Origin of the sequence: Paenibacillus sp. FSL R5-0378, from assembly GCF_038009285.1 — a bacterium.
GTDB classification, from domain to species: Bacteria; Bacillota; Bacilli; order Paenibacillales; family Paenibacillaceae; genus Paenibacillus_AQ; species Paenibacillus_AQ favisporus.
Genome location: NZ_JBBPAY010000001.1, coordinates 4,705,160 through 4,719,598, shown reverse-complemented (window position 1 = coordinate 4,719,598; position 14,439 = coordinate 4,705,160). Strand labels below are relative to the sequence as shown.

The window sequence follows — 14,439 nt, the reverse complement described above, 5'->3', positions numbered from 1 at the left end:
ATTGTCATAACGATTGCATAACGCTGATGGTAGGTTCAACTATAGTTATTCTATTATTGACTGAATCGAGATTAACCGTTGCGCCAATTGGCAAAGCAGCTTTATAAAAGCCATGACCTGTGGCAAGGTTCGTTATCAGCGGCTTACCGAGAGGTACAACAAATTCGTTGATTAAATCCTCATAGGATTTACCATAAGCCGCCTGGCAGCCTGAGCACTCGCCCATAATAATGCCGATGCAGTCACGAAATTTTCCGGCAAGCTTTAAATGATTCAAGTACCTGTATACGGTATTGGTAGGTTCGTGTGTTTCTTCAAGTACGAGAATTTTATCCCTTGTATCGATTTCGAAAGGCGTACCCAACGTATCGACAAAGGATGTCAGATTACCGCCCACAAGCTGCCCAGTAACGTTGCCCGGAACACGGCTGATCAGTGGCATCCCCGGCGGATTGAAGAGGGTCCGGGTTGATGAATACACGGATGTCGCAGAGAAAAACTGATCGAAATTATAAGCGGGCGTATCGGGTTTGAAGTCAATGAGCAGCAGACTATGGAATGTTATTAAATCTACATATTGATGCATTACGTTTAATAGTACCGTTATATCGCTGTAACCTGTCACAATTTTTGGGTTATTGCGGATCACCGTATAATCAAGGTAAGGAAGAATTCCCGCCACTCCTGTACCGCCTCTGGTGGGTAGGATCATTTTAACCCGGTCGTCTTGGAACATCATCATCAAATCAGAAGCCCGCTGCTCGTCTGTGCCGGCAAGAAACCCGTTTTGTGCATATACATATTGACCCAATACAACATTGAATCCCATTGCTCTCAAAATTTCGATCCGTGCATTAATTACGTCTGCAGCGAGCGGACTCCCCAAAGTAACGACTCCAACAGTATCGCCCCTCTGCAGCATTGGCGGACTTATCGGCATGTGCTGATCTTCCTTCCTGAAAATCGAAGAAGCCATTGTCATATCATATCTTTAGAGTATATTGGCAAAATCCCAAGCACAGTACTGAAAAGGAACTTGAATGAACGAGAAACCCTCTTTCTTCATTTCCGGCCATGCTCCTCGAGCACACAGCCTTTCTCCAGAGCGGCACCTGTTCTTTGTTGGATCGGGCCTCATGCTCTCCCTTATAATTAGAATGATATGGAAGTTGAATTGCGATGAAGGTGGTGGGGAATTCGATGAAAATCGCGGTAGGGTTTGTACACGGCATTGGTAAGCAAAAAGAACATTTTCATGCGGCGATGGCAGGGCTCATTAGCAAGCGGTTAGGTGAAATATGTCCAGCGGTGGAGCTGGTCAGCAAGGGGATTTATTGGGCGGACATCACGGACCGGCTGGAAGATGAGCTCAAGGAAAAGCTTGCGCCTGACCATCTGCACTGGAACAAGTGGATCGATGCTCGGGGGTACGCCATCAGCTTTCTAGGTGACGCGATTGCCTATCAACCGCTGCCCCACAAAGCAGGTGACGATGATCGGAACTACATCTACACCGCAATTCACGAACGATTTTATGAAAAGCTGCAGGAGCTCGCGCAGTGCACAGGACCCAGTGCCCCGCTGTGCATCATAAGCCACAGTCTTGGCACGATCATCGCGAGTAACTTCATATACGACCTGCAAAACGGCAGGCTGCCAAGCGGCAAGCTTGCATCAATAAGTGAGGATCCTTCTGCACTCGTTCGTGGCGATACGCTAACACATTTTTACACAATGGGAAGCCCGATCGCGATCTGGACGATGCGGTATAACGACTTTGGGAAGCCTATTTCTTTTCCTTCGCCTGCTCTTTTGGCCGAAGGGCTCCCATACGGCGAATGGGTTAATTTCTACGATAAAGATGATGTGATCGCCTATCCGCTCAAGCGTCTAAGCGCGGAGTATGATGCGGCCGTGACAGAAGATGTGGAGGTCAGAAACCCGGGTTTTCTGGCCAGCACCCCACTTAATTCACACGGCGGGTATTACCGTTCTAGGACGGTCATCGAGCGGATTGCCAAATCGCTTGCAGAACTTTACGACCAAACAACCCGACAACCGATTCGTTAAGCCAGCGCCGGCAGCCGGTAATGATGAAAGGCTAAGCTATTCCAACGATGGCCAAAAGCGCTATCCATCTCCGCCGGTCCGGCCGTTCATTCGGAATTCCGTCGGCGTGAGTCCTGTCTCCTGCTTGAATTGATAACTGAAATAGTGAAGGCTCTTAAAACCGAATCTTTCCGCGATCCATTCCAGCTTCTCGCCCTGCAGAAGCGCGAGCTTCGCCCGTTTGATCCTTTCTCTGATAATAAAATGCTTCGGTGTCACCCCCATTTCATGTTTGAACAGCTTGGTGAAATGTACCGGATGATAGCCGCACAAGTTCGCAAGTGCGGCAACCGACCAGTTTATGCCGGGCTCATCCTGCATCGCTTGAATGGCCGGTTCGATCTTGTTCCTCGAACCCTGTATGGAGTCGTTTCCGAGCAGCTGTCGACAGATCAGCGTAATCGCCTGCATCATAAGCGAACGCAGTGTCAGCGTATATCCCGGGAGCTCGGATTCGTATTCATTAACCATTTTAGACAGGATCGGTTCCAGTCCGGCAATGGTTAGCAGGGTTGGAACCTTCACTTCTCCGTAAGACGGTATATGAAAAACGGACAGTTGCGGGGCACTGAACGAACCCGGATCGCCATATTTGATTTGGAGTCCGGGATGGACAGGCAAAGGAGAAGAGGCGTGCCAATGGAAATGAACGCTGATATAATCAGTCGTTCGAATAGCCGTCAGCTTCGTTTGGCATTCCGGACCGTAACAAACGCATTCTCCCGGCAAAATGGCTACTTTTTGTCCTCCAATCTCGAGCTCTGCGCAGCCGGACACGACATAGAAAAGCTGATTGTCGGGGATCTTCCGATACCCCCAGTCCGTTCCCGCCTCTGCCGTTGCCCTGGCAGAAAAATTGACCGTTGGCGTAATCATGTCTAATGTTCCAGTATACATGACCAATCTCCTCCGTCTGAAGCTTAAACTTGCAAATACCCAAAAAGATGATGGATTTCGGAAAATACAATAATGAGCACACCATCTATGATAAACCTATAGGAAGGCGTTTACATCCATCATTATAAAACGGGCGGGAGCGTGAGCTAAGTTGCTGAATGCAAATCAATTGGCCGAATTCGAGAAAAACGGTTTTGTGAAGGGCGGCATTGTCTTAAACGACCAGGAAGTGGAGCGACTGCGAGAAGAGCTTGATTTAGTCATGGAAGGGAAGTCGGTGAATAAACCGGTACTGAACCGAAACATGCTCGCGGAAAGCAGCGATTCCCTTCATGAGGGGATGAAAATGACGGTCAGTGAGAAAGTGGTGCAAATCGTCAACATTTGGATGGCCAGCGACGCTTTCTTTCAGCACGCCGCTCACCCAGTCATTTGTGAGGAGATCGCCCAGCTGTGCGGCACCGATACGCTGCGGATATGGCATGATCAAATCCAATACAAACCACCTGTCTCCGGCGGTCCGACACTCTGGCACCAGGACCACCCGCTTTGGCCGATCATTCAGCCCGCGGACTTGGTCAGCGCTTGGGTCGCGCTCGACGATGCGGTCATCGAGAACGGCTGCATGTGGATGGTGCCCGGCAGCCATAAGTGGGGGAATCATCAACACGATTTGGCGAACACGCCCGATTTCATGCCTTACCATCGTCAGCCGGAGCTGCTGCCGAAGGAAGCAAAAGTGGAAGCGGTTCCGTTTGAAATCAAGAAGGGGCAGGTTGGCTACCACCATTGCCTCACTTGGCACGGAAGCCCCCACAACCGTTCGGAGCGCAAACGGCGGGCAATCGCCGTTCACTACATGCCGGGACATACCCGTTACGAACCGGACGGCAGCCATCCGATGCTGTCATATGTCACGGTTAACAAAGGGGACATTCTGATGGGCGATCATTTCCCGGTCGTCTATTCATCAGCTGCCAACGGGTGATGAAGGCTTGGTAATAGAGGTTGAAGGGGCACTCGAAATCGGGTGCCCCTTTTCCTTGGAAGATCCGATCTGACGAGGGTTATTTTTCAATCCATATTGTTTTTATTCTCTAGATAATGGTAAAATATATAGGAACGTGTGTTTGTTTTTTGCGTTTTCCACAGATAGGGGGAATAGGCGTGGTTGGAATCGTTGAAAAAGAGCCATTTTCGGTATTAGGAAGCAGGATTGCAGACGAAGTTCCCGAATGGATTCCGCCATTATGGCAAGAAGTAAATCATGACTATATTGAGATAAGCAACCTCGCCATCCGTCATCTTGTGCACTCGGCTCCCGAATGTTTCGTTAAGGAGTCGATGCGTTCATGATCGAATTGACAAACCGCCAGGCAAGACAATTTCTGTTATTGAAGCACGGGCTCCTAGGTGAATATCAATTTGCTGGAAAGGAGGGAGTATTGGATTTTGTGCGGCAAGTCGGCTGTATTCAATACGATCCCATTGATGTTTGCGGAAAAAACGCCGAATTGGTGCTGCAGTCGCGAATCAAAGGATTCACCAAGAACATGCTCGACGAGCTGCTGTATAAAGATAGATACCTGATCGATTATCCTGACAAGAATCTGGCTATTATACCTCTCGAGGACTGGCCGTATTTTGAGCGGTACAGGCAGGCCGCCCGACAACATGCCAAGCGCTACCCCGGAATGGAAGAGTTGACTGAGCAAGTGCGGGTTCACATCCACAATCACGGTGCACTAAGCTCGGATGATCTACAATTGGATGGGAATTTCTCGTGGCAATCGGCCATCCACTGGAGCAGCGGAAACAATACGTCCCGGTCGGTGCTGGAACAGATGTACTCGACAGGCGAGTTGATTATCCATCACAAAAAAGGAACACGTAAATATTACGATATTGCCGAGAAATACATACCGCCAAATCTGCTGAATGCGCCGGAGCCGCTGATGGCCGAGCTTGATCATCACAAGTGGCGGGTACTGCGCCGGATCGGTGCTGTTGGCCTGTTATGGAATCGGGCATCCGATGCTTGGCTGAACATATGGGGATTGAAAGCGGTGCAGCGTAACGAGGTTTTCCGGCAGTTGTTGGACGAAGCTCGTATTGTTGCTATTGCCGTAGAGCAATTGAAGGATACGCTGTACTGCCGCGCAGAGGACTTGCCGCTCATTGAAGCCGTCCTGCAAAATCCGAATCCGAAATTTCGCTGTGAGCTGATTGCCCCGCTGGACAATTTGATTTGGGACAGAAAGCTGATCAGCGAATTGTTTGGCTTCGATTACACCTGGGAGATTTACACGCCCGCAATCAAACGGAAATTCGGATATTATGTGCTGCCTCTATTATACGGAGAAAGCCTAATCGGACGAGCCGAAATCATCGCGGAGCGAAAAACCGGAACACTCGTTGTTAAAAACATATGGTACGAGAACGGCATACAGCCAACAAAGCAGTTGCGAACAGCAATGAACCATTGTTTCCAACGTTTCGCATTTTTCAACGGATGCGGGACGATTAGTGAGGTGGAAATATGAATAACGAAGTGATATTGCGAGACGTGAATAAAGAGGACTTGCCGATCTTTTTTGAGCAGCAATTGGACAAGACTGCCAACCATATGGCTGCCTTTACTGCCAAAGATCCAACGGACAAGATCGCCTTTATGTCCCACTGGCACAAGATATTAGACGATGATCGGATTATAAAAAAGACCGTGCTTTTTAACGATCAAGTGGCGGGGCATGTTTCGAGTTTTGAACAGTTCGGTGAACCAGAAGTCAGCTACTGGATCGGACGAGAGTATTGGGGAAGAGGTATTGCAACTAGATCCCTTTCTCAACTTCTTGAGTATGTAAGCATTCGTCCTTTATTTGCTCGTGCAGCAAAAGATAATACAGCTTCTATTCGGGTATTGGAAAAATGTGGATTTAAGATTTGTGGTGAAGACAAGGGGTTTTCCAATGCACGCGCTGAGGAAGTCGAAGAATATGTTTTAAAGCTGCCTATTAAGGCAGAGTAGCAATCTCAATATTTCTCAGCTAACGGAATACGTTAGCTCAATGAACATTGAAGGCAGCCGCCCCCAAAAGCCGGCTGTCTTTTTCCTAACTTACAGAAAGATAGAACATGTCTGTTGCCATTAAAAATAACAGCGTTTGCAAAAAAAGACAGATTTGAATTAGCCATTGCAACAGTTGAAAAAAGTGGCTGAAGTTGAACAAAACAAGCAAACCCACAGTATCCATCACGATAGATCAATTTAACAAGAACCAGGCACTACATCAAATTTTCATCATATATAGGTGATATCCGTTTAGATTTGATGAGGAGGATATCATGCAGCCTAAGTTACCTATGGAAAAGTATTTTGGGCAGTTTGAGCTAGTGCATGCTTTTTATGGGGCTATGCCTACTGGTGTCAGTGTTTCGGAAACCGGTCGTATGTTTGTATGCTTTCCAAAATGGGGAGACGATGTCCAATTTACTGTGGCGGAAATTGTAAAGGGTGAGTTGCAGCCTTATCCCAATTTAGAAACCAATTTGGTTAAAACTGCGAATATTACGATGTCTTTCGTCAGTGTCCAAAGTATCGTCGCTGACGGAAGAGGAACACTCTGGGTACTGGATACAGGGGCACCAAATTTTTCTGAACCTATTCAAGGGGGAGCAAAATTAGTTGCTGTTGATTTAAGCACGAACACAATAAGGAGAGTATATACCTTTACTGAAGATGTTGTTTTGCCAACAACTTATCTGAATGACGTCCGTTTGGATTTTCGGGTAGGCAGAGCAGGCTATGCATATATAACGGATTCTTCTTCCAGAGGGCCAGGGGCTATTATCGTCGTGGATTTAGACAATGGAAACGCGTTTAGACGGTTAAATGGGGCAGTATCAACTTCGCCTGATTCTTATTTTTCACCAAAAGTAGAAGGTAGAATTTTGATGAATCGAAACCCGGACGGCTCAACTTCCCCTTTTAGAATGGCTTCCGATAGTTTAGCGATTTCTGTTGATGGCAAGGTTTTATTTTATGCTCCGCTAAGCAGCCGTCAACTGTTCTCGATCTCAACAGAAGCCCTAAGAGACAGAAGGATTCAGGACATGAATTTATCTCAATATGTGCAGTATTGGGGCGAAAAAGGTGCGTCTGATGGAATGATCACCGGCTCAAAAGGAACTGTTTATGCAGGAGACTATGAAAATAATAGCATCCGGAAAATCTTACCGAATGGCGCAATGGAAACCATCGCACATGATCCGAGAATTTTATGGCCGGATACTTTTTCGATTGGCCCCGATCAATACTTATATGTCATTGTGAATCAATTACATCGGCAGGCGAGATTTCATTATGGGAGAGACCTGCGGGAAAAACCATATAGTTTACTTCGGTTCAGAATTGATGAATTCCCTGCTCCTACCTTCTGATAATCATCGTAAACGAGCAAAAGACTGATTTTATTCACAGCATATCCTCTTTGTAAAATCATACCAGTGTATGTGAGGAGTAAGGAGGTCTGGTACATATGTAACAAGCAGGGGTAATCCTCTGTATTCACTGTAGTGATGAATTTATCGAGGCTCCTCATCCGGAATTTTTGGTGTTGTGGCCTCAGCGAAGCTTACGTACAGCAGGTAGCAAGAGGAAGATTCAGTATGACGAGAAGGAGAACGCCTATGACGGCCGTTCTCCTTTGAACTGACTTACATATATGCCAATTGAATGTCAATAAACTGAACGACGATTTGGCAAATTTCACCTGCTTGATCGTATCCCCAATAAACTGGATAAGCGCCATCGCCGAAACCGGATTGAAACATGGGGACATGGTACTCGGTATCAGGGATTGTCCAGTTTAGCCAATCACCACCACTGCGTTGATACTGTGGATTTTCGCGATAACTCTTGGCAAACAGGGCTGCAAAATAATCATCGTAAAGATTGCCATCAGGATGTTCTTGATGCCACCGACTAGCAAAGTCGCAAAAAGCTTGATGCGCCTGCTTATCGCAAATACATGCCAGACCGGCGTCTACATTGAAGCCAAAAAACTCTCCGTCCCCCATCCCTGAAATATCTTCATGTCCAATCAGAGCTTCCTCGAACCGGACGGCAGGAACATCGGAAAATCGCAGACGAACGGCGGCATAACGGGCACAGTCACCATCCTCGTCCGGCTTCACCACACAGGCTTCGGCTGAGTACGTTCCAACGGACGCCGTTTGGAAATAAGGCTGCTCCTTTATACTCCCCAAATAACATAGCGGATCGCGGACAAGAATTTGGCCGGTAGGAATGGAGGTGGGACCGAAATCTATAATTGCCAGCTGCTTGCCTGCTATTTCAGGCAAAATAAAATAATCATTCAAATCTACAGGGCATTTCAATTTGTCACGCTGCTGCTCCCACTGGGACAGCCATTCACTGGTTGGGATCATGGGCATTTACCTCCTGATATAGGCTTGTAAAAGTAGGGCGTTTTGAGAGTATTGAAGTTACAGGCATTAACACCAAAGTGGCATCCTCCCTATGTTAGAACAGCAACTCGACTTGAATCAACTGCACTTTGCTAAGATGAAGATGAAGATGAAGATGTGGCTTTTGGGGCTATTCGTCTTAGGTACAAAAAGGCACACAAATTGGATATAGCCGCCACCACGGCAAGCCCCCAGAATAGGTTGGCATACGTCTGGCTAGGCGGAAGATGCTTTTGCCATTCCATTGCACTGGACATCACCGCAATGCTGAATGCGCCGCCGATAAACTGCATCAGTTGGTACAATCCCGTTCCTGAACCCATCTGAGAAGAGGGAAGTATGCACGAAATTTCGTTAGAAACGCTGCTGCTAATGATAGCAAAGCCTAAATTCATCATCATGTACACAAAAACATTGGCCACCCAAAAGTGGGTGCCCAGTCCTGCGAATAATACGGCCGCCAATAATACGAGCATAGGAGTCGTACGCAGCATTCTGCTGCTTCCCCGCTCGTCGATCATCGCCCCGACCCTTCTTGATAGCAATGTAGACAAAATAGCACCTGGAAAAATAACAAATCCGGCATGACTTGCACTCAAACCAAAATGTTTCAATAGCATTTGCGGTAGCAAAAAAAGCGTTGCAAAGTTGCATAAATAGGCTAAGACCCCGATGAAAGCAAGCATTAGATAGGTTCTGTTAGCTAGTAATGACGGCAGCACAAACGGATGCTTCGCTCGGCGGATATGCAGAGTAAAGACGATTATCCCTGAAATTCCGATCAACAAGGCAACGGGATGATAGTTGGTGAAAAATAGCAGCAGACCTGCTGTTCCTGCACTCAGTGTCACTGCTCCTATTACATCGAAAGACCGTTTGGACTTCGACTCTTTTGGAATCAAACACATTAGGAGCGGGGCAATACACAACAGCGAGGATGTAATGGCAAAAAGATATTTCCATCCGAGATATTGCACCACAAAGCCGCCAATGACCGGGCCAAGTCCAAAACCCAGTGACACGGAGGACATGATGAACGTCATCGATTTCCCCCTGCGTACCTGAGGTATGTAACGGGCTAGGAGCACTATGGACAGGGAGAGTGCCGCCCCGGCCCCGGCAGCTTGCACGATGCGGGCAGTTAGCAGCACCCAGAAATGGTTACTCAGCATCGCCCCAACCGAGGCGCCTCCCGTCAAAACCAGACTCATGCCGAACAATCGGTTAAGCGGAACCAAATCAGACAACCGGCTGTAGGTGGTCGAGGAGATGGCGAACATGATAGAATAGCCGGTGACGGTCAACGAAACGATAGATGAAGGCAGGTTGTAATCATGGCTTAAATCGCTTAATGCCAAATTAAACATGGCCGTATTCATTGTGACTAACACAACAGTAATGCAAAGCAACGTAATAATAAAGCCTTCACGGGGAAGCAAGAGAACTTCATTTTTCTCGGTCTTCGTATTGTGGAGAGCATCCTCCATGAGATTTCCTTCTTTCCTTCTTATATTGTGAGAGGTTACATATCTAGCGATCTAATGCCACTTCTACTCATTGAACACTCCTCCTAAAAAGTTTCTTTATTCCAAACCCAGCGCTATTTCATTTTGGAATGGCTTGCTGTACAATAAAGATACCGAACGGTATCTTTTATATTATCAGGATTCTAGTAAATGACAAGGCCAGATATGTATAATTTATTTAAAACCATTGAAATAAAAGAAGTTCATACGGAGGAGCACATGAAAAAAGGGGATCGAACACGGGAATTTATCATTATGAAATCGGCTGAAATTTTTAACCAGAGAGGATATGCCGGCACATCGCTAAACGATATCATTGCCGACACAGGAATTAAGAAGGGGGGCATCTATCGACATTTTGCCAGTAAAGACGAGATCGCGCTGGAAGCTTACAATTACGCTGCCGGCATGGTCAACAGAAAATTTTCTGAGGCGATCGACCAAGAGCAGTCTGCTTCAGGAAAGTTAATGGCTTTTTTTCGTGTCTATGAGGATGTTGTAAACAATCCACCATTTATCGGCGGATGTCCTATGCAGAATACAGCTGTAGAAAGTGACGATACGCATTCAGAGCTTTGTGGTCGGGCAAGACAAGGTTTGCATACGTTCTTGGATATGATGAAAAGTATCATTCGTGACGGCATTCAAGCTGGGGAGTTTAGAGAGGATCTGGATGTGGATGCGCTAGCATCATTTGCATTCTCCTTGTTGGAGGGAGGGATTTTGCTGAGCAAGCTGGATGGAGATAACAAACACATGCTAATGAATACAAAAATCTTCTCGTCCTATTTGCAGCAGTGCTGCTTAAAGACACATTAATCTGGTGTCTGGCACATCGCAATTTTGAACCGGCTGCTGTTTTGGGAAAGAAGAATTGTTAAATAAGCTGTTATAAAGAAGGGCGTACCGAAACCGCAACGCAGTGCAGTGGTACGTCCTTTTACTGGTAGATGAAACCTGACTCATGTATGTGATCTAAAACTATTCCTTACTTTTGAGCAATTTTAAGGTAACGATAAATGGTGGCTTCCTGATGTTTTTAGTCAGCATGATCCGTCTCCTATCCTTGCGCTGTGGGGCGGACCACGATTTCACTGACATCCACGTCATGGGGCTGCTCAATTGCGAACGCAATAGCTTTAGCGATAGAGTAGGGGGATAACCCAATATTCTGATAAGCTTCGAGTTTGGCTTTCATCTCTGGGTCCCTTATAGCGTCCAGAGCATCCGATTGCATGGATCCAGGTGTGTTTGTGAATCCGGGTGAAACAATCGTTACGCGAAGCTTATCGCCGGCCTCTTGACGCAGACCTTCTGAGATCGCACGAACGGCAAGCTTTGTCCCTGCATAAACCGACATATTAGGCAAAATCCGATAAGCTGCCGTGGAAGCAATGTTAATAAAATGTCCTGAGCCCTGATTCCGAAAAGTGGGTAGTGCCGCTGCTATCCCATATAGAACTCCTTTAACATTGATGTCGATCATGTCTTCCCACTCCTGGACCCGCAGATCGTCAAAGGGAGACAAGGGCATGAAACCCGCATTATTAATAAGAACATCAAGCTTGCCGAATTTCTCGCTTGCCAATTGGACAAGGTTTGAAAGGTCTTCGGACCGCTTCACGTCAGTAACGAGATAAGCAGCCTTACCGCCAGACTTCTCAATCCGGTTAGCTATAGCTTCAAGCTGATCCGATCGCCGCGCGCCAAGTACAACTTGGGCTCCTCTCTCGGCAAGCAGCATTGCAGTTGCTTCACCGATCCCGCCGCTTGCGCCTGTTATTACAATGACTTTATCTTGTATTCCGGACACACTCACCACTTCTTTCTTCTATAATAAATGTCTCTTACACATTTCATTTTAAGAAAAGTGGGTGTTCAACCGGTAGATCATTCATGCCCGTTCCTTGCCTAATCCCGCCAGAGAAGTATAATGGGTTTAACTGATTTTTGAACAAAAGAGGTTGGTGCATAAACTTGAAAGAGCTCATTTCTGAGTTAGTCCGGTACATTGATCATCATACACCGATGGATGGCGTACACAGCATGGCAATTCCTGAGCTTTATTTCAGACGTCAATCTCAGCAGTCAGGGCCAGTGTACAGCAACAGCCATCCTTCCCTTTACATCGTTGTCCAAGGTTCTAAAACGGTGGAATTAGCCGAGGAAAGATATAATGTGGACCCAGGGAGCTATTTGGTCTCTCCGGTACATCTGCCTGTGGTCGGACAAATTACTGAAGCATCGCCAAGCCATCCGTACCTAAGTTTACAACTGACCTTCGATCCGGATCTTCTTCTCGATATATCGAAAACATCCAGTCCTTCGAAGAAGATGACGACTGAACGAGGAATCCTGCTCAATCCGTCTACCTCGGACTTGCTCAAAGCGGTTTTACGCCTTGTAGAACTTCTGGAGACCCCCTCTGATATTGAGGTGCTGGTTCCCTTGATCGTTAAGGAAATATTTTATAGGGTTCTTCAAGGCGAGAAGGGAGAGCTGCTGAAGCAATTTGCCGTGATCGGAAGCTATGCTCAATGTATATCCGAAGCCATACAATGGATCAGAAATCATTATTCCGAGCCTCTAATCATTGAAGAGCTGGCTAAGACGGTCAAGATGAGTCCGAGGAGCTTGCATAGACATTTCAAGAAAGTAACGGCCATGAGTCCGCTTCAATATCAAAAGATCATTCGCTTGCAAACAGCAAGACGACTCCTGCTTACGGAAAACCTGGATGCAGCTAACGCAGGATTCCGTGTTGGATATGAAAGTCCTTCACAATTTAATCGAGAGTACGCCCGGTTATTTGGACGTCCCCCGATAAGGGATATTCAAGACTTGCGTGAATTTTCCTTCAAGAACATACACACTTAACAGCCGCATTGATGCGGCTTTTTTTAGTTTCTGTTGAAGTAACGAAGGGTAAGCTACATCTTTCAGATAACTAGGACTCATGCAGCTGCCCGGACTCCTTGTGACGCCAATTTACGAATACCAAGGACAATGAAATTAACGTGAGGATAATCCCAAGTACTCGAAATCCCTCGAAGCTGAAGTTATCTCCCATTACGCTGCTAATGAGTAATGAAGAGAGAATGGTTCCCAGGTATCTTGAGGTATTAAATATTCCAGATGCTACACCTATAATTTCTTTTGGTGAACTTTGGAATAAGGCCGCTTGCATAGCGACACTGTTTAACCCGTTGCTAATACCGAATGCAGCTAAAGCCACACACACACTGATAACCGGTGAAGTCTGATCCAGTGACATGATCACGATCCATACGGACCCAAATGTCATCAGCACTCCGGACATAAGCAGTGCTGGTCGAGGTCCTGATTTATCGATCCATCGTCCTGCCATCGGAGAAGCAACGAGCGAGCACAAGCCTAAGCTTAGCATGAGCATCCCGGTATGGAACTCGCTGACATGACGTACGATTTGCAAGTAGGAAGGAAGTCCGAAAAAGAGAGAGTAAAAAAGTAAGTTAACGACCATGAATTCGACATTGACCCAAGTCATTGCAGGATATTTAGCGAATGTGCGTAAAGGAAAAAAGGGTGCCTTCGCTTTTAACTCATGTCGCACGAAAGCTGCCAGTCCAACGAAGCCAATCAGCCCGACAATAACGTTACTAAATGAAATTTGACCAGATGATTTTGCGGACAATAATCCAACGAGCAGAGCAACCAGACCCACAGTGAATAGCAGAACTCCTGGCGCATCAATCCAATCAGACCATCTGCGAAAGGACATGTTGCGAGCAACGGATGTCATAGACGGAACATCATTAGGAATATGCCTCCAAGCTAATAAAAAGCTTGTCACTACGAAGGGGATATTAACCAAAAAGATAGCAGGCCAGCCCCACCAGTGAATGATGACCCCGCCAATAAAGGGGCCAATCGCTGCCGCTCCGGATAGGAATATGGACAAGACTGACAGTGCAGTCGCTTGTTTCTCCCTAATATGAATTCGCACAATGGCCATTCCAACCGCAACCATCATGCTTGTTCCGATGGATTGCACAATGCGGAACACGATGAGCCAACCAAAGTTTAGGGATAGTGGAGCTAATAATGATGCAACGAAGGATACAACAAGCCCGCTAAGAAATATCCTCCTCCGACCGAATAAATCGCTGGCTTTTCCCATGATAGGTTGAGCGATAGCACTTGCAATGTAGAAAGAAAAAATGATCCAGGATACCACTGTATAGTCGAGTTGGAACACATGTTGTAGCCTTGGGATAGCAACTGAAACCATTGAAGAATTTAATGGGTTCAATAGAATCCCTAGTCCAACGGAGATCATCAACCACCTATTGCGAATACTCATTTTTATCCCTCCGATCTGTATGTTAGTGTCATCATCGTACTTGAAATCATTTATTTATTCCAACGCATTTTATGT

The 14,439-nt window shown here is 46.5% G+C and carries 14 protein-coding genes; 8 read left to right on the top strand and 6 right to left on the bottom strand.

Annotated elements, in window-relative coordinates; all coding sequences use genetic code 11:
- Positions 1 to 4 precede the first annotated feature (4 nt).
- Complete coding sequence (locus MKY74_RS21875) at positions 5 to 940, bottom strand: S66 peptidase family protein (RefSeq protein WP_076165026.1); 936 nt, start codon at positions 938 to 940, stop codon at positions 5 to 7.
- Positions 941 to 1,200: 260 nt separating this feature from the next.
- Here MKY74_RS21875 and MKY74_RS21870 point away from each other — a divergent pair, with 260 nt between their 5' ends.
- Entirely contained in the window at positions 1,201 to 2,070 is an 870-nt protein-coding gene (locus tag MKY74_RS21870; RefSeq protein ID WP_144025322.1) for a chemotaxis protein, read from the top strand.
- A 60-nt stretch (positions 2,071 to 2,130) separates the two neighbouring features.
- On the opposite strand, the gene MKY74_RS21865 is transcribed toward MKY74_RS21870, so the two are convergent.
- Positions 2,131 to 3,006 carry an AraC family transcriptional regulator gene (locus MKY74_RS21865; RefSeq protein WP_076165031.1) on the bottom strand — a complete coding sequence of 292 codons (876 nt, stop codon included), beginning with the start codon at positions 3,004 to 3,006 and terminating at the stop codon, positions 2,131 to 2,133.
- Between the two features lie 151 nt (positions 3,007 to 3,157).
- Between MKY74_RS21865 and MKY74_RS21860 the strand changes: the two genes are divergently transcribed.
- The 5 genes from MKY74_RS21860 (at position 3,158) to MKY74_RS21840 (ending at position 7,446) form a co-directional block, all read left to right on the top strand.
- The gene (locus tag MKY74_RS21860; protein WP_076165033.1) at positions 3,158 to 3,994 is read left to right on the top strand and encodes a phytanoyl-CoA dioxygenase family protein; all 837 of its coding nucleotides are present in this window, start codon (positions 3,158 to 3,160) and stop codon (positions 3,992 to 3,994) included.
- A 179-nt stretch (positions 3,995 to 4,173) separates the two neighbouring features.
- Positions 4,174 to 4,362 (top strand): hypothetical protein, encoded by a 189-nt coding sequence (locus MKY74_RS21855; RefSeq protein ID WP_076165035.1) that lies wholly within the window; start codon positions 4,174 to 4,176, stop codon positions 4,360 to 4,362.
- Positions 4,359 to 5,549: a winged helix-turn-helix domain-containing protein gene (locus tag MKY74_RS21850; RefSeq protein WP_076165038.1), complete on the top strand. Its 1,191-nt coding sequence runs from the start codon at positions 4,359 to 4,361 to the stop codon at positions 5,547 to 5,549. Before MKY74_RS21855 ends, MKY74_RS21850 begins: the two co-directional genes overlap by 4 nt.
- Positions 5,546 to 6,034 (top strand): GNAT family N-acetyltransferase, encoded by a 489-nt coding sequence (locus tag MKY74_RS21845; protein WP_076165041.1) that lies wholly within the window; start codon positions 5,546 to 5,548, stop codon positions 6,032 to 6,034. Before MKY74_RS21850 ends, MKY74_RS21845 begins: the two co-directional genes overlap by 4 nt.
- A gap of 317 nt (positions 6,035 to 6,351) precedes the next feature.
- Positions 6,352 to 7,446, top strand: a complete 1,095-nt coding sequence (locus MKY74_RS21840) for an L-dopachrome tautomerase-related protein (protein ID WP_076165044.1) — start codon at positions 6,352 to 6,354, stop codon at positions 7,444 to 7,446.
- A gap of 276 nt (positions 7,447 to 7,722) precedes the next feature.
- Here MKY74_RS21840 and MKY74_RS21835 read toward each other — a convergent pair whose 3' ends face one another.
- Both MKY74_RS21835 and MKY74_RS21830 read right to left on the bottom strand, forming a co-directional pair.
- Positions 7,723 to 8,457 (bottom strand): DUF4241 domain-containing protein, encoded by a 735-nt coding sequence (locus MKY74_RS21835; RefSeq protein ID WP_244169133.1) that lies wholly within the window; start codon positions 8,455 to 8,457, stop codon positions 7,723 to 7,725.
- A gap of 131 nt (positions 8,458 to 8,588) precedes the next feature.
- Complete coding sequence (locus tag MKY74_RS21830; RefSeq protein WP_076165048.1) at positions 8,589 to 9,983, bottom strand: MFS transporter; 1,395 nt, start codon at positions 9,981 to 9,983, stop codon at positions 8,589 to 8,591.
- Positions 9,984 to 10,172: 189 nt separating this feature from the next.
- Here MKY74_RS21830 and MKY74_RS21825 point away from each other — a divergent pair, with 189 nt between their 5' ends.
- Positions 10,173 to 10,841: a TetR/AcrR family transcriptional regulator gene (locus tag MKY74_RS21825; RefSeq protein WP_445671805.1), complete on the top strand. Its 669-nt coding sequence runs from the start codon at positions 10,173 to 10,175 to the stop codon at positions 10,839 to 10,841.
- Positions 10,842 to 11,082: 241 nt separating this feature from the next.
- Here the strand turns inward: MKY74_RS21825 and MKY74_RS21820 are convergent, their stop codons facing one another.
- Complete coding sequence (locus MKY74_RS21820) at positions 11,083 to 11,835, bottom strand: SDR family oxidoreductase (RefSeq protein ID WP_076169255.1); 753 nt, start codon at positions 11,833 to 11,835, stop codon at positions 11,083 to 11,085.
- A gap of 164 nt (positions 11,836 to 11,999) precedes the next feature.
- Here MKY74_RS21820 and MKY74_RS21815 point away from each other — a divergent pair, with 164 nt between their 5' ends.
- Complete coding sequence (locus MKY74_RS21815; protein ID WP_076165050.1) at positions 12,000 to 12,899, top strand: AraC family transcriptional regulator; 900 nt, start codon at positions 12,000 to 12,002, stop codon at positions 12,897 to 12,899.
- 70 nt (positions 12,900 to 12,969) lie between these two features.
- Here the strand turns inward: MKY74_RS21815 and MKY74_RS21810 are convergent, their stop codons facing one another.
- Complete coding sequence (locus tag MKY74_RS21810; RefSeq protein WP_076165053.1) at positions 12,970 to 14,364, bottom strand: MFS transporter; 1,395 nt, start codon at positions 14,362 to 14,364, stop codon at positions 12,970 to 12,972.
- Positions 14,365 to 14,439 lie beyond the last annotated feature (75 nt).